At 73.8% G+C, this 13,549-nt stretch carries 15 protein-coding genes; 5 read left to right on the forward strand and 10 right to left on the reverse strand.

The window, feature by feature from the left end; all coding sequences use genetic code 11:
• Positions 1-77 precede the first annotated feature (77 nt).
• A complete protein-coding gene (locus tag KLI87_RS11630; protein WP_156217841.1) occupies positions 78-386 on the forward strand; it encodes a helix-turn-helix transcriptional regulator in 309 nt (102 codons plus the stop codon).
• Positions 387-623: 237 nt separating this feature from the next.
• Here the strand turns inward: KLI87_RS11630 and KLI87_RS11635 are convergent, their stop codons facing one another.
• Positions 624-3,215, reverse strand: coding sequence for a tetratricopeptide repeat protein (locus tag KLI87_RS11635; protein ID WP_214616956.1), 2,592 nt, complete (start codon positions 3,213-3,215; stop codon positions 624-626).
• A 180-nt stretch (positions 3,216-3,395) separates the two neighbouring features.
• On the opposite strand from KLI87_RS11635, the gene KLI87_RS11640 reads away from it, so the two are divergent.
• From KLI87_RS11640 to KLI87_RS11650, 3 genes are all read left to right on the forward strand, one after another.
• Positions 3,396-3,851, forward strand: a complete 456-nt coding sequence (locus tag KLI87_RS11640; protein WP_214616957.1) for a carboxymuconolactone decarboxylase family protein — start codon at positions 3,396-3,398, stop codon at positions 3,849-3,851.
• Between the two features lie 68 nt (positions 3,852-3,919).
• Entirely contained in the window at positions 3,920-4,402 is a 483-nt protein-coding gene (locus KLI87_RS11645; protein WP_156217839.1) for an iron chaperone, read from the forward strand.
• Between the two features lie 250 nt (positions 4,403-4,652).
• A complete protein-coding gene (locus KLI87_RS11650; RefSeq protein ID WP_214616958.1) occupies positions 4,653-5,207 on the forward strand; it encodes a hypothetical protein in 555 nt (184 codons plus the stop codon).
• Here the strand turns inward: KLI87_RS11650 and KLI87_RS11655 are convergent.
• The 5 genes from KLI87_RS11655 to KLI87_RS11675 form a co-directional block, all read right to left on the reverse strand.
• Positions 5,134-6,249, reverse strand: coding sequence for a hypothetical protein (locus tag KLI87_RS11655; RefSeq protein ID WP_214616959.1), 1,116 nt, complete (start codon positions 6,247-6,249; stop codon positions 5,134-5,136). The genes KLI87_RS11650 and KLI87_RS11655 overlap by 74 nt on opposite strands.
• A 149-nt stretch (positions 6,250-6,398) precedes the next feature.
• Positions 6,399-7,346, reverse strand: a complete 948-nt coding sequence (locus KLI87_RS11660; protein ID WP_214616960.1) for an NAD(P)/FAD-dependent oxidoreductase — start codon at positions 7,344-7,346, stop codon at positions 6,399-6,401.
• Positions 7,343-8,659 (reverse strand): YcaO-like family protein, encoded by a 1,317-nt coding sequence (locus tag KLI87_RS11665; RefSeq protein ID WP_214616961.1) that lies wholly within the window; start codon positions 8,657-8,659, stop codon positions 7,343-7,345. The genes KLI87_RS11660 and KLI87_RS11665 overlap by 4 nt, the downstream gene beginning before the upstream one ends.
• A 229-nt stretch (positions 8,660-8,888) precedes the next feature.
• A complete protein-coding gene (locus KLI87_RS11670) occupies positions 8,889-9,419 on the reverse strand; it encodes an RICIN domain-containing protein (protein ID WP_214616962.1) in 531 nt (176 codons plus the stop codon).
• A gap of 143 nt (positions 9,420-9,562) precedes the next feature.
• A complete protein-coding gene (locus tag KLI87_RS11675) occupies positions 9,563-10,165 on the reverse strand; it encodes a TetR/AcrR family transcriptional regulator (RefSeq protein ID WP_308165975.1) in 603 nt (200 codons plus the stop codon).
• A gap of 71 nt (positions 10,166-10,236) precedes the next feature.
• Between KLI87_RS11675 and KLI87_RS11680 the strand changes: the two genes are divergently transcribed.
• On the forward strand, positions 10,237-10,794 hold the full coding sequence (locus KLI87_RS11680) for a TIGR03086 family metal-binding protein (protein ID WP_156217833.1): 558 nt from the start codon (positions 10,237-10,239) through the stop codon (positions 10,792-10,794).
• A 48-nt stretch (positions 10,795-10,842) separates the two neighbouring features.
• Here KLI87_RS11680 and KLI87_RS11685 read toward each other — a convergent pair whose 3' ends face one another.
• The 4 genes from KLI87_RS11685 to KLI87_RS11700 all read right to left on the reverse strand — a co-directional run bounded on the left by KLI87_RS11685 (position 10,843) and on the right by KLI87_RS11700 (position 13,410).
• Positions 10,843-11,499: a response regulator transcription factor gene (locus KLI87_RS11685; protein WP_214616963.1), complete on the reverse strand. Its 657-nt coding sequence runs from the start codon at positions 11,497-11,499 to the stop codon at positions 10,843-10,845.
• Positions 11,496-12,161: a sensor histidine kinase gene (locus tag KLI87_RS11690; RefSeq protein ID WP_214616964.1), complete on the reverse strand. Its 666-nt coding sequence runs from the start codon at positions 12,159-12,161 to the stop codon at positions 11,496-11,498. The genes KLI87_RS11685 and KLI87_RS11690 overlap by 4 nt, the downstream gene beginning before the upstream one ends.
• Positions 12,162-12,229: 68 nt before the next feature.
• Positions 12,230-12,574 carry a hypothetical protein gene (locus KLI87_RS11695; protein WP_156217830.1) on the reverse strand — a complete coding sequence of 115 codons (345 nt, stop codon included), beginning with the start codon at positions 12,572-12,574 and terminating at the stop codon, positions 12,230-12,232.
• Positions 12,575-12,741: 167 nt separating this feature from the next.
• Positions 12,742-13,410 carry an HD family hydrolase gene (locus KLI87_RS11700; protein ID WP_214616965.1) on the reverse strand — a complete coding sequence of 223 codons (669 nt, stop codon included), beginning with the start codon at positions 13,408-13,410 and terminating at the stop codon, positions 12,742-12,744.
• Positions 13,411-13,549 lie beyond the last annotated feature (139 nt).

Consider the following 13,549-nt stretch of genomic DNA (forward strand, 5'->3'; position numbering starts at 1 on the left):
CCTTCGTGAGGCGAAGTGCCGTCCCACAACATAGTTCGATAATCTCGTACTGTCGAACCATGGGGTATCGTCGAGCCATGCGACTGCTACCCGAGCCCGCCCGCGAGTCGATGACGCTGCCGCCGGTGCTGCACGCGCTCGGCGATCCGGTGCGGCTGGAGCTGGTGCGGCGCGCGTGGGCCAGTCCCGACTCGCACTGCTCCGCCCTCGCCGAGGGCATGAACGTGCCGCTGTCCACGATGACCAACCACTGGCGGATCCTCCGCGAGGCCGGGCTGGTCAGCGTGCTCGTCGACGGGCGGCACCGGCGGATCCGGCCGCGCTACGGCGACCTCGGCGACCGCTTCCCCGGCCTGCTCGACCCGATCCTGCGTCTGTGTTCATGAAGTCACGGCCCACACCCCGCGCCTGGCGGCTGTACTCATGAAGTCACGGCCCACACCACTCGCCTGGCGGCTCGCGGTGTGACCGCGCCTTCGGCGAGTGCGGCATCGCTTCGCGATCTTCCCGGCGGGGCTCGCCTCCGGCGTCGCCCCACCGGTCAGGTCACGCACTCGCGTGAAGGTTGAGGTCGCTGCGCGGCCCACTCTCAGAACCCTGAGAACGCGGCCAGCCCTAAAACCCTAGGACGGGGCGTCCGCCGCCAGTTCGCGCAGGATGGCCTGGCCGGCGGCGCGGTGCTCGGCAGCGGCGCCCGGGTCGGTTTCGGCGAGGACGGCGGCGATCCCCTCGTGGGCCCGCGCCTCCTTGTGCCGGGAGCCGACCTTCGGGGCCAGGTCGAGCGCCTCGCGGTGCAGCCGCAGCGCCTGCTCGGGCAGGCCCGCCAGGCGGCACGTCTCGCCGTAGGCGTCGAGGAAGTGGATCTTCCAGTGCTCCTCGAACAGCTCCTCCAGCAGGGCGAACGCCTGCCGGTGGCTGGCGAGGGCCTCCTCGTAGCGGCCCATCTGGCGCAGCGCGACGCCCAGGCAGTTGAGGCACCACGCCTCGTTGTGCTTGTGCCCGTCCTCGCGGGCCAGCTCCAGGGCCTGGCGCAGGTGCTCGGACGCCTCGTCCGGGCACTCCTGGGCGATGGCCACGCCGAGGGTGATCCGGGCGGTGAGCGTCGGCGGCCAGGCGGGGTCGGCGTGCGGGACGTCCAGCGCCCCGCGGGCCAGCCGCGCCGCCTCCTCGCGCTGCCCGAGCTGGAGCAGCGCCCACGCCTCGTAGGCGATCGCGTGGGTCCGGCCCGCCGGGCAGCCGGCGGCGCCGTACAGCTCGCCCGCCCGCCGGAACAGGCCGAGCGGCTCCTCGACGTGCCCCTCGTCCCACCTCAGGTAGCCGAGCCGCATGGTCAGCTCGGCCTCCGCCCAGGCGTCCCCCGACTCCGTCACCAGCGGCGCCGCCGCCTCGTAGGCCGCGCCCGCCTCCGCCATCCGGCCCGCGTTGTAGCGGGCGAAGCCGAGGTCGCTGTGCGCGTCGGCGAGCAGCCGCGGGTCGCCCAGCCGCCGCGCGGCGATCAGCGAGCGCTCGAACAGGACGTTGAGGTGCGTGGTGCCGCAGCGCCGCGCGAAGAACGCGCGCATGACGCGCGGCAGCTCGCAGACGTGCCGGTCGGCCCCGGTGGCGACCGCCGTCTCGAAGACGGCCATCAGGTTGGTGTACTCGGTGCCGAACCAGAACAGCGCGGCGTGCTTGCCCGCGAAGCGGGGCAGGTCGGCCGGGGGGCGGCTCGCCGAGGCCGCGCGGCCGGGCACCGCGTGCGACATCGCGGCGTCCGCGGCGGCCGCCGCGTGCACGTAGTAGTCGAGGACGCGGGTGAGTGCGCGCTCGGACTCCAAAAGGCTGTTCCGGGGGGCGTGGGGGGTCGTCCCCCCACCGGAGAACTGGCTGTTCCGGGGGGTGTGGGGGGTCGTCCCCCCACCGGAAAGCTGATCGTCATGCTCGGACGCGGCGCGGCGCGCGTGCTGGCGTACCAGGTCGTGCAGCCGGTAGCGGCCCGCCGCGGGCTGCTGGACGAGGTGCGCGTCCAGCAGGTCCTCCAGCATCTCCCGTGCGTCGCGCACCGGCAGGTCCGCGAGCGCCGCCGCGACGTACTCGTCGAAGGACGAGCCGGGCACCAGCCCCAGCAGCAGGAAGAAGCGGCGCCGCGCCCGGTCGAGCTGCCGGACCGACATGGCGAACGCGGTGTCGAACTCCGACGCGCCCTCCGCCAGCCGCTCGACGAGGACGCCCACCGTCCAGCCGGGCCGGTGCCGCAGCCGGGCGGCGGCCAGCCGCAGGGCCAGCGGGAGGTGCCCGCACAGCCGCAGCACCTCGGCGGCCGACTCCGGGTCGCGGGCCAGCCGCCCCTCGGCCCCGCCCGGGTCGCCGCTGGCGCGGGCCAGCAGCTCGGCGCTCTCGCGCGGGGAGAGCACGTCCAGCGACACCGGGGGCACCTCGTCCAGGCCCAGCAGGCGGTTGCGGCTGGTGATCAGCGCGACCGACGGCCCGGCGCCCGGCAGCAGCGGCCGGACCTGCTCGGCGCCCGCGGCGTTGTCGAGCACCACGACGGCCCGCCGGTGCGCCAGCTCCGAGCGCCAGCATGCGGCCAGCGGCTCGATGCCGCCCTCCTGCGGGATCTTCTCGGACGGGACGTCGAGGGCGGCGAGCAGCGTCCGCAGCGCGGCGTCGGGGTCGAGCGGCTCGCGCCCGGCGGTGAACCCGTGCAGGTCGACATAGAGCTGGGCGTCGGGGTAGGCGGCGGCGAGCCGGTGCGCGGCGCGCACCGCGAGGCAGGTCTTGCCGACGCCCGCCATGCCGTCGAGCGCGACGACCCGGTCGGCCTCCACGGCGGCGAGGACGGCGGCCAGCTCGGCCTCGCGCCCGGTGAAGTCGGGCAGGTCGCGCGGCAGGTCGTTGCGGGGCGGGCGCGGCGCCCCGGCGGGCGGCGACGGCGGCTGGACCTGGCGGCTCGTCTTCGGCGGCGCGGGCAGCGGGTTCGCCGCGCGCTCCCAGAGCGGGCGCAGCGGGCGCGGGTCGCGCTGGACGAGGCGGCACAGCGCGATCACGGCGGGCCAGGGCGGCACGGTCTGGCCGCCGAGGTAGCGCGACAGCGACGACGAGCTGAGGCCGGCGTCGCGCGCGAGGGCGCGGACTCCGCGCTCGGACACCTCCTGGAGCAGGCGCAGCCGGGCGGCCAGCTCGTCCCGGGGGTCCGCGCGCGGGCCGGCCTGCGGTGTCCGGTGTTCCACGGTCATCCGCCCGGTGCCTCCCTGTCCCATGCCGGTACAACTCTTCTGGATAGATTAGCCCTGCTCAGGGGTGTTTCGACTGTCCCACGGTGTCCCACGGCCATCGGCATGCGCGGCCCGTCCCGCTGTGATGGAGCCATGCCCCGAGGGAACGGGGCGGCCGATCACACGAAGGAGAACACCGAGATGCAGTCCCGGATGCAGAACCCCGCCGCCGTCCTGACCGGTGCGATGCGGCCGATCCAGGAGCTGTTCAAGGCCGCGCACTCCGGCGGGGTGGACCAGCAGACGCTGGAGCTGGTGCACCTGCGGGCCAGCCAGATCAACGGGTGCAGCCCGTGCGTCGACAGCGGCGTCAAGTCGGCCCGCAAGGCCGGCGTGGGCGACGACAAGCTGGCCCTGGTCGCCGCCTGGCGCGAGGCCCCCTACTTCACCGACGAGGAGCGGGCGGCGCTGGCGCTGGCCGAGGCCGCGACGCGGCTGGCCGACCGCCCGGACGCGGTGGACGACGAGACCTGGGACGCCGCCGCCACCTACTACGACGAGAAGCAGCTCGCCGCGATCGTCCTCATGATCGCGCTCACCAACCTGTTCAACCGGCTCAACGCCACCACCCGGCAGATCGCCGGGGCCTGGGGATAACCAGACCAGAAGGACGGCCCTCCGCCGAGGGCCCGCCAGCGAGAAACCGAGAGAAGGGGATTCCCATCATGAGCGAGACACCGAAGGCCGCCAAGGGCGACGCCGCGACCGGCAAGAACTTCGACGGGTTCTCCGAGGACGAGCGGGCCGCGATGAAGGAGCACGCCAAGGAGCTGAAGAAGGCCGCGCGGCGCAGCGCGTCCGAGGCCAAGGCCAGGGAGGAGGGGGAGCGCGACGTCCGCGAGAAGATCGCCGAGATGCCGGAGGCCGACCGGGTGCTCGCCGAGCGGCTGCACGAGATCATCGCCTCGGTCGCGCCGGGCCTCGTCCCGCGGACCTGGTACGGGATGCCCGCCTACGCCAAGGACGGCAAGGTGCTGTGCTTCTTCCAGAGCGCGCAGAAGTTCAAGTCGCGGTACGCGACGCTCGGCTTCAGCGACGTGGCCGCGCTCGACGACGGCACGCTGTGGCCGACGACCTACGCGCTGACGGCCCTGGACGCCGCGAACGAGGCCGTGATCAGCGACCTTGTGAAGCGGGCGGTCGGCTGACCCTCAATCGAACAGCCGGGCCCACGATCGGCGCCGTTTCACAACGGCCCCGGTAGTGGGCCCGGCTGTGGTTTGGGCCATGCAGCACCAGGGTAAACGGGCGCCCCACGCGTGGCGCCACTCGAAAAAAGCCGTGTGATCGTTAGCACTCTCGAATGTATGATCGAACAATATCGGGAAGGATTCATAGCAAGACCGGCTCGGCCGCACGCCGGGCCGGCGGACCTTCGACGTAAGGGCGGACACACCGATGTCGTTCTCACCCGAGGTGCTCCCAGCCGCCGTCAAAGCGATCACCAACTCCCCGTCCCGGCAACGTCCCGTCGTCATGATCACCTGTGGCGCCGACGGGCTGCCCCAGGTCTGCGTCCCGGACTGGGGCGAACTGCGCGTCGTCGGCGACCGGCACCTGCGGGTGTCGGTCTGGCCGACCGACCCCACCGCGGTCAACCTCGACCGCGACGCGCCCGCGCTGCTGATCGTCACCGCCCTGTCCGACGTCTACCTCGTCCACGCCACGGCTCGCAGGCTGCCCGGCGCCGCCATGGTGTGGGCCCACTACGAACTCACGATCACCTCGGCGCGGATCGCCGATCGGGGCACCACCCCGCGGCTCGTCCCCGACCACGACACCCCGACCGAGTTCCCGGCCCAGCGCCTGCCGAGGGCGCGCGACATGCTCGGGACGAAGGTCACCGCGCTCCGGGCCCACCGCCGGGACCCCGGCCCGCTCATTCGTCCTCGGACTCGGACGACTCCTCGTCTCCGGCCGGGCGCTGGGCGCGCAGGACGACCTTCCGGATGAGCTGCACATCGGTGAGCGGCCCGGTGGACGCGGCGAACCCGAACCGGTAGGCCGCCGGGACCGGCTGCGGGGCCGGGAACCGCAGGACCCGCTGGAAGCCCTCGTCGTCCTGGAAGTCGATGTCGACCGTGACCACCGGGTTCGGCGCGGGCGTCACGACGACGCGAACGACCCGCTTCACCGGCTCCAGCAGGCTCTCGGCCTTCTTCGCGGTGACCCTGGCGGGCATCGTCCTCAGGTCGCCATGCAGGCGTCCGGGCAGGCTCGACGTCCAGGGGCCGGTGGACGACCTGTTGCTCGTCGTGGCGTCGAGCAGGCAGTAGCCGTCGATGCCGTTCCCGGGGCCGCGCGCGGTCACGATGTTGGGCCCGGGAGCGGGCGCGCGGAACTCCGTCCCGGCCGGGGAACGCCGCTCGCAGCCGTTCCCGCGCCTTTCCCCGTCGCCGAAGTACTCCCCCAGCACGTCGAATCCGAGGCCGAGGTATCCGCCGCTGACGCCGGGGACGAAGTGCGCGTCCGACCTGCCGCCCGGCAGTTTCTGCGCATATCCGAGGCTTCCGCCGAACGCGCCCGGAGTGTGCAGCGACCGCGCGCCGTCGGTGAGGAAGAACGAGATGCCGTCGGCGGGCGCCCGGGTGGTGTTGCCGTACTGCCACTGCTCGAAGGTCACCTCCAGCCCGTCCCGCGCCGGGACGGGCGAGTCGAACATCACGGCGCCGGTCACCTCGGGGTGGGCGTCGGTGAGCTGGAGGTAGCCGCGCGGCGCGGCGCCGCCCGGCGGCACCGGACCGGCCGGATCCCGGCGGCAGCCCGAGAGCGCGTGGTTCGCGCCCTCCTGCGGCGCGTTCCCCCGCGCGGCGCCCGTCAGGCAGGCGGCGCCGTATCCGATGAAGCGCGAGTCGGCGGTGGCGCGGGTGAACGGCTCGTCCACCAGGACCGGCCCCGGCCCCGGGCCCGCGGGCGCGGCCACGGCGTGCCCGGTCGACGCGACGGCCAGCACGGCCCCGATCGACGCGACCACGCGAATCAACCCATGTCTCATATCGTCGATTCTTTCTGCGCGAATTCCCCGGTGATCTCCTTCTCCGAACTCATGGGACCACGAACTCGGGGCGGGAGCGGCCCATTACCTGTTCCATGGGAATATGCGCGGCAGATCATTAAGAAAACGCATGTCGGCCCATGCGGAGGTCACGGCTCCCCAGCGGAGTGCTCCGGGTGCGACCCGTCGGTGAGGGCCGCGTTGATCGCGGACGCGACCGCCGCGCCGTCGGCGGTGACCGCGACGACCCGCTCCAGCGGGGACGCGCCGTCCCCGGCGGCCCAGACCCCCGGCACGGCGGTGCGTCCGGCGCCGTCGGTCGCGATGACGGTGCCGACGACCCGGCCGCCGACCGTCAGCTCGGTGGGGCGCAGGCCGAGGCCGTCCAGCAGGTCGGCGCGGGCCCGGAAGCACGGGGCCACCACCAGGGCGCGGATCGGGACGGACGTCCCGTCGCCCAGCCGCACCCCGCAGAGCCGGTCGGCGGCGGCGATCACCTCGGTGACGGGGCCGTCGAGGACGGTGATGCCCCGCGCGCCCAGCCGTTCGAGGTCGGACGGGGCGGGCGGGTGGTCGGGAGCGGTGATCAGGGTGAGGTTCGGGGTCCACTGCCGCCACATCAGGGCCCGGCGGGCGTCCGCGCGGCCACCGCCCAGGATCGCGATCGCGCGGCCGCGCAGTTCCCAGCCGTGGCAGTGCGGGCAGGCGACGGCGTCGCGCCCCCAGCGCGGGGCCAGGCCGGGAATGTCGGGCAGCTCGTCGACGGTGCCGGTGGCGAGCAGCAGATGCGTCCCGGCGAGGACCCTGCCGTCGGACAGGGTGACGGCGAACCCGCCCTCGGGACGCGGCCGCGCCGTGCGGGCCGTCCCCTCCAGCACGTCGACGCCGTAGGCGAGGACCTGCGCGCGGCCCACCTCCAGAAGGACCTGCGGCGACAGGTCGGGAAGCCCCAGCACGCCGTGGACGTGGGCGGACGCGGCGTTGCGGGGCCGCCCGGCGTCGACGACGGCCACGGCGCGGCAGGCGCGGGCCAGCACCAGCGCGGCGCTGAGCCCGGCGGGCCCGCCGCCGACGACGACCACGTCGTGGGAGGTCATCCGGGGCCGAGGGCGCGGCCGCGCGGGCCGGGGACGACGCAGGCACCGGCGGTGACCGCGAAGAAGCGTTCCAGACCGGGCACGAACACCGACACCGTGCTCACGCCGTTGGGCTCGGTGCGCAGGACCCGGCCGTAGGGGCGGTACCCGTAGCCGGTGAGCGTGGCCGTGAGGCGCTGGAGGTGCTCGCGGGGCGCGGCGGGCGCGCCGGTCGGGAGGAAGTCGCGCGGGCGGGCACCGGCCAGATGCGGGTCGAAGTCGGCGCGTGCCGCCTCCAGCAGGCGCGGGTGGCTTTCCACCGCGCGGAGGTCCGCCGGCGGGTTCCGCTCGCCGCGCCGGATCGCGACGACCTGGATCAGCTCGTTCAGCGCCCGCCGCACCGCGTGCTCGGCCGACAGCGACGCGCCCTGCCCCTGCGCCGCCCTCCCGTCGCGGGAGGTGTGCGCGCAGAACGCCGGAACGCCCAGGTCGCTGGTCATGTCGATCAACGCGACCGAGCCTCCGGCGTGCCATCCGGCGCTCAGGTAGAGCTCCTGGAGGTGGTCGGGCAGGCTCGCCGGACGCACCAGCCGCAGCGGCGACGGGCGGGCGAGCAGGAACGTTCCGGCCAGCAGCAAGGAGAAGGCGTCACGTTCCACCGCCTCGGCCAGGGCGTGCACCAGGGCCTCGTCGCGGGTCGCGCCGATCGCGGTGCCGCTGTTGGTGCTGAACCGGCTCAGCGGGGCGTAGTCGAGGACGTCCCCCAGCTCGTGGCGGCGGTCGGCCGGGCATTCCAGGTAGGCGGGGTTGGTGAGGAACACCGGCACCGGGAGCGTGCGGCCGGAGTGGTCCAGCGCGGTGTAGCGCCGGCACGCCGCCGCCCCCGGCCCGCCGGACGCGGCGAGCGGCTCCAGGGCCGGGTCCCGCGCCAGGTCGGTGCCGGCGAGTTGGGCGGCGGTGAGCAGCTCGACCGGTTCGCCGCGCGCGGGGAGGGCGGCGCCGCGGTGGTGCTCCAGCGCCTCGTACAGGGCCCCGACCTGCGCGGACTGCGGGTCTCCCTTCCCCGCGCCCACCCCGTCGCGGACGGGGGTGCCGTCGGGATGGGAGAGGTGGCAGCGCCAGGCGCCGCGAAGATCGGTCAGCCGGGGGCGCAGCGCCGCCTCGTCCAGCGCCGCCTCGATGAGGGCCCTGGCGCGCGGCAGCGGGAACGCGCGTTCTCCGGCGTGCGGCGCGGCGGCCCGGAAACCGCGGGCGCCGCGGAAGTGGTCCGCGCACCAGAGGGCCCCCTCCCGGGGGAGGGGACCGCTCCGTTGGTACCTGTCCTGCGCGGTCAACTGGCCGACTCGTCCTCGGCCTGAGGCCGCTCCATCCGCTGGAGGCGTTCCGCCTCCTCGGCGGTCAGCTCGCCGACGGCGATGTTGGGACCGCAGCGGTATACCTCACAGCCCATTGCACTCGCTCCCTAACTCTGCGTGACTGGCAGTGTCGAGAGGTACTGTGCCCCACCGCGCCGGGCGGGGGAACATCCGGGGCGGATAGTTCCCGGTTGCCTCGCGGCCCCGCTTATCGCCACCACTGCTGGTTCCAGGGACCGCAGTCCCACAACTGGACGATGCCGCCGTTGCCGCCGGTGTTGGTGTCGGCGTCCAGGCACCGCTGGAAACGCCTGTTGTAGAGGTGGCCGTCGGGCCAGATGTCCCACCATTGCTGGTTCCAGGGGCCGCAGCCCCAGAGCTGGACCTTGCCGCCGTTGCCCCCGGTGTTGGTGTCGGCGTCCAGGCACTTCTGGAAGCGCGAGTTGTAGATGTGGCCGTCCGGCCAGACCTCCCAGTCCTGCTGGTTCCAGGGGCCGCAGTCCCACAGCTGGACGATGCCGCCGTTGCCGCCGGTGTTGGTGTCGGCGTCCAGACAACGCTGGAACCGGTCGTTGTAGAAGTGCCGTACCGCCAGGATCTTCGCGTCGGCGGCCTTCGCGGTCCGGGTGGTCTTCGCGGGCTGTGCGGGTTGCGCCGGCTGCGCGAACGCCGTGCCGTTGCCGACACCGACGAAAAGCAACGCCAGCGCCGCCCCCAACACGCGAGTCGTCCGTTTCATTTCGCTTCCCTTGGTCGGATGATGCGGATCCGAATGACGCACATCCTGTTCCGGACGACTCCCCCGGCCCATCCCCAAATATTGGGGGGTTACGGACCACTCCGGCCCGCGTTACTCTCGCGGGTTTCGCGGTTCTCCGGCGCTCAGGGACGCAGCCCCGCGGCATGCCGCATGGCCGCGCGGGCGCGGGGGGCGGCCTCGCGGTCCTCCAGCAGCTGGACCTCCTGGTTGAGGGCCATCGAGAGGCCGACCAGGGTCACGGCGACCTCCTCCGCGGGACGGTGCGGGCCCGGGAGCTCGGCCTGCGCCGCGGCGACCTCGGCGGCGATCCGCGCGCGCCAGGAGGCCACGCCCTCGCGCAGCCGGTCGCGCAGCGGCCCCGGGCGGCCGTCGAGTTCGGACGAGGCGGCCGTCACGAAGCAGCCGCCGGGGAACGGGCAGTCGGCCAGGTAGGCCACCCACCGGTCGATGAGCAGTTCCAGCCGTTCCGCGCCGGGGGGCCGCTGTTCCAGCGGGGCGATGACCGCCGCCTGGAAGATCTGCACGGCATGGTCGAGCGCCGCCGCCAGCAGCGCCTCGCGGGATCCGAAGGGGCCGATCAGGCCCGCCTTGCTCATGCCGAGCCGGCGCGCGAGCGAGCCGACCGTCAGCCCCTCCAGGCCGAGGCGCGAGGCGTCCCGCACCGCGGCCCGCACGATCCGGTCGCGCGTCCGGGCCGCTTCGGCGATCGAGTGGCGAGGAGACACGGGCCCATCATAGCGAACGACCGTACGTTATAGTTTTGGCGTACGATCGTTCGCTATTACCGGGAGCCCCCATGACCGACCTGTTCCGCCTGGACGCCACGGCGCTCGCCCTGATCGGGCACGACGTGGCGCTGATCCCCGACGCCGCGATGGCGGACCCGACCCCCTGCGAGGGATGGACGGTGGCGGATCTGCTCCACCACATGAACGAGCGGCACGAGGCCCTCGCCCGGACGGTGCTGCCGCCTCTCGAACCGGGCGAGGACCCCCGGGACGACTTCGCCCGTGTCGCCGGGCGCTCGCTCACGGCCCTCGACCGGACGGGGGCGACCGTGGACCTCCCGTGGCGGGGCCCGGCGCCGACCGAATGGGTGCTCGGCGTCCACGTCGTCGACATGCTGGTCCACCGCTGGGACCTGGCCCGCGCGCTGGGCACCGCGCTCGACACACCGGCCGGGCTGCTCCGGGCCGCGCTGCCGCTCGCCCGCGCCAACACCGCCCCCGGCAGCGTCCTCAACGGGCCGGGCGGCGTCTACCTCCCGCCCCTCCCCGAGGACTCCGGCCGTTCCGCGATCGACACCATCGTCGCCCTGCTCGGCCGCGACCCGCGCTGGACGCCGCCGGCGTGACCCGCGAAAGCGCTGACCGACGCGCGGGCGGCCCCGCCGGAGGGCCGCTCAGGAGGTGCCCATGCCCGCCCGGCGCGCCACCAGGATCGCCTGCGCCCGGTTGTTCACCTCCAGCTTCACGAACAGGTTGGAGAGGTGGTTGCGCACCGTCTTCTCCGAGATCCCCAGCTCCCTGGCGATCTGCGCGTACTCCCGGCCCCCGGCGAGCAGGTCGAGCACCTGCGTCTCGCGTCCGGTGAGCGTCGGGAAGTGCGTCCTCGCGGACGCGCCGGCGTCGGCCTTCAGCCAGTCGCGCAGCAGCACGGCGATCGGCTCGCCGAAGGCCGTCCCGCCGGCCGCGACCAGCCGCACCGCGTGCCGGATCTCCTCGCTGCCGGCGTCCTTGGTCAGGTAGCCGTGCACCCCGGCGCGCAGCGCCGACAGCACCGCCGCCCGGTCGGTCAGCGCGCTGATGACCAGCACCCGCACCTGGGGATGGGCGGCCAGGACGCGCTGCGCCAGCGCGGTGCCCGAGCCGTCCGGGAGATGGAGGTCGAGGGTGATCACGCGCGGTCGCGCGCCGCGCGGGCCCTCCAGCGCCTCCAGCGCGGCCGCGCCGGTGGCGGCCTCCGCGACCACCTCGAATCCGTCGCCGCGCTCGAAGAGCGCGCGCAGCGCGCCGAGATAGAGCGGGTGGTCCTCGATGATGAGAACGGGAACGCTCATGCCGGCCGCGACGGGATCCGGGCCCGGACGACCATTCCCTCGTCGGTCGCGCGGACGTTGCATTTGCCGCCGAGGGCGGCGGCCCGCTCCCGCATGGAGCGGAATCCGACGCCGTAGGAGGGGTGGCGCTCGCGCTCGCTGCCGATGGCGCTGCTGACCTGGAGGACGATGTCCCCGTCCTGCCGGTCGATTCGCACCACCGCACTGCGGTCGGAGGAGTATTTGCGCGCGTTGGTGAGCGCCTCGGCGGCTATCTTGTAGGCCGCCACCTCGCAGGCCGGCGACATCTCCAGCAGTTCGTTCTCGTCGGCCTCGATGCGCAGATCGGCCAGGGAGAGGAAGGCGCCCAGATCGGCGAGCGCGCCGATGAGGCCGAGCCTCGCCAACTCGGCGGGAAACGCGCCGTCGATGGCGGCGAGGAGGCCCGAGAGCGCGTCACCCAAATTGCGGATCGCCTCGTCCACCGAATCCAGCGAATCGAGCGGGTCCGGACCGCCGGCGCCGTCGGCGACGACCTCCCGCGCCAGGTCGAAGCGCAGCCGCAACGCCGCGAGGGCGGGCGCCATCTGGTCGTGGATCTCGCGCCGCAGCCGCTGCCGCTCCTCCTCGATCCCCGCCGTCAGTTCCCAGGCGACCTTGCCGTTCTTCTCCCGCCGGTCCATCGGCCTCCCCGTTCGGCGCCCCGTCGTGCCGGATCGTACGGCAGGCCGAACCGCCGGTGGACGAATGGTCACGGCCTTCCAAGAAAGCGGACGTCGATGCCCACGAGTTCCCGGCCGCAAAGCCGCAGCGCGACCGTGGACTCGCCTTCCATCTGGAATTCCGCGTGTCCGCCGGGCACGTGAACCCGCAGCGCCGCGCCGGCGACGTCGATTTCCGCGGCCCGCGTCTCCACCCGCGCCAGCAGGCCCATGACGTTTTCCGGGAGCCCGTCCAGCCCGATGGTCAGGCCCTTCCCGACGCTCGCCCGAGCGGGGAGCCCGCGCACGTCGACGACGCTGCACGCGCGTGCCGGCCAGGGGAACCAGACGCGCAGCCCCGCACCGCACACCGCCACGCGGACGTCGGAGTCCACCGGCGCTCCGGGCCCGCCTTTCCCCTTCATCGATCCCATTTTCCTTGCCGCGTAATGGTCCGCTCCTTCGGCCGAGTCCGTGTCAGGGCCCACCGAACCATGCCCGGTCACCCGGGGGCATGGGCTGAAGGTCTCGACCACCCAGGAGGATCGGCGCCCGGCCGGCGTCAGGAACCCACGCCGTCCCCGCCGCCGTCGCGGCGGAGCCAGCCGCGCTGGGCGCCCAGGTCGATGAGCTTGCTCGCGTAGGCGCCCAGCTCCGCGGACGCGTCGCCGATCACCGACTTGCGGCGGCGGACGCCGGCCTCGGTGACGCCCGGGGTGTGCCAGGTGCCGCCCTCGTTGCCGAAGTTGAGCAGCAGCGGCTGGAGGCGGTCCATGGCCTTGGCGAACCGCGCCTCCGGGGTCGCGCGGGCCTCGAACTCGTCCCACAGCGCGCGGAACGCCCCGGCCTGGTCGGGCGGCAGCAGCGCGAACAGCTCGTCGGCGGCGGCCTCCTCCCGCTCGGCCTGGTCGGCCGACGCGGCCTCGTCGTAGAGGAAGGTGTCGCCCGCGTAGATCTCCACGAGGTCGTGCACCAGGACGAGCCGCAGCGTCCGCGCGACGTCGATCGGCTCGTCGGCGTACTCGGCGAGCACGGTGACCATCAGCGCGAGGTGCCAGGAGTGCTCGGCGTCGTTCTCGCGCCGGTCGGCGGCCAGCAGCGGGCTGCGCCGCACGACGGTCTTCAGCCGGTCCACCTCGGCGATGAACGCGATCTGGGACGCGAGCCGCTCCGGGACGTCGCGCGGGGGCTCGGCCCTGCCGATGAGGTCGCGCCGCGTCGTGGAGGTCATGGAGATCCTTTCGGTCGGGGACCCGGGGCCGCGCGGTCTCCCGTGGTTCGCGGCTACCCGGTCAACGCATGATCGACACCGAGCCGTTCCGGGACAGACAAGCACTGTTCCGACACAGGCAAGTACGCGGGCTGTGAAG

The sequence above is a fragment of the Actinomadura sp. NEAU-AAG7 genome (assembly GCF_018603865.1).
In the GTDB taxonomy this organism is placed as follows: Bacteria; Actinomycetota; Actinomycetes; order Streptosporangiales; family Streptosporangiaceae; genus Spirillospora; species Spirillospora litoris.

What these genes read in the sequence shown, in the direction of transcription:
- KLI87_RS11645 (WP_156217839.1), top strand. Translation starts at nt 3,920, where the DNA reads ATGAGCGAGACACCGAAGGCCGCCAAGGGCGACGCCGCGACCGGCAAG.
- KLI87_RS11685 (WP_214616963.1), bottom strand. Translation starts at nt 11,499, where the DNA reads ATGAGCGTTCCCGTTCTCATCATCGAGGACCACCCGCTCTATCTCGGC.
- KLI87_RS11680 (WP_156217833.1), top strand. Translation starts at nt 10,237, where the DNA reads ATGACCGACCTGTTCCGCCTGGACGCCACGGCGCTCGCCCTGATCGGG.
- KLI87_RS11630 (WP_156217841.1), top strand. Translation starts at nt 78, where the DNA reads ATGCGACTGCTACCCGAGCCCGCCCGCGAGTCGATGACGCTGCCGCCG.
- KLI87_RS11635 (WP_214616956.1), bottom strand. Translation starts at nt 3,215, where the DNA reads ATGACCGTGGAACACCGGACACCGCAGGCCGGCCCGCGCGCGGACCCC.
- KLI87_RS11660 (WP_214616960.1), bottom strand. Translation starts at nt 7,346, where the DNA reads ATGACCTCCCACGACGTGGTCGTCGTCGGCGGCGGGCCCGCCGGGCTC.
- KLI87_RS11690 (WP_214616964.1), bottom strand. Translation starts at nt 12,161, where the DNA reads ATGGACCGGCGGGAGAAGAACGGCAAGGTCGCCTGGGAACTGACGGCG.
- KLI87_RS11700 (WP_214616965.1), bottom strand. Translation starts at nt 13,410, where the DNA reads ATGACCTCCACGACGCGGCGCGACCTCATCGGCAGGGCCGAGCCCCCG.
- KLI87_RS11640 (WP_214616957.1), top strand. Translation starts at nt 3,396, where the DNA reads ATGCAGTCCCGGATGCAGAACCCCGCCGCCGTCCTGACCGGTGCGATG.
- KLI87_RS11655 (WP_214616959.1), bottom strand. Translation starts at nt 6,249, where the DNA reads ATGAGACATGGGTTGATTCGCGTGGTCGCGTCGATCGGGGCCGTGCTG.
- KLI87_RS11670 (WP_214616962.1), bottom strand. Translation starts at nt 9,419, where the DNA reads ATGAAACGGACGACTCGCGTGTTGGGGGCGGCGCTGGCGTTGCTTTTC.
- KLI87_RS11650 (WP_214616958.1), top strand. Translation starts at nt 4,653, where the DNA reads ATGTCGTTCTCACCCGAGGTGCTCCCAGCCGCCGTCAAAGCGATCACC.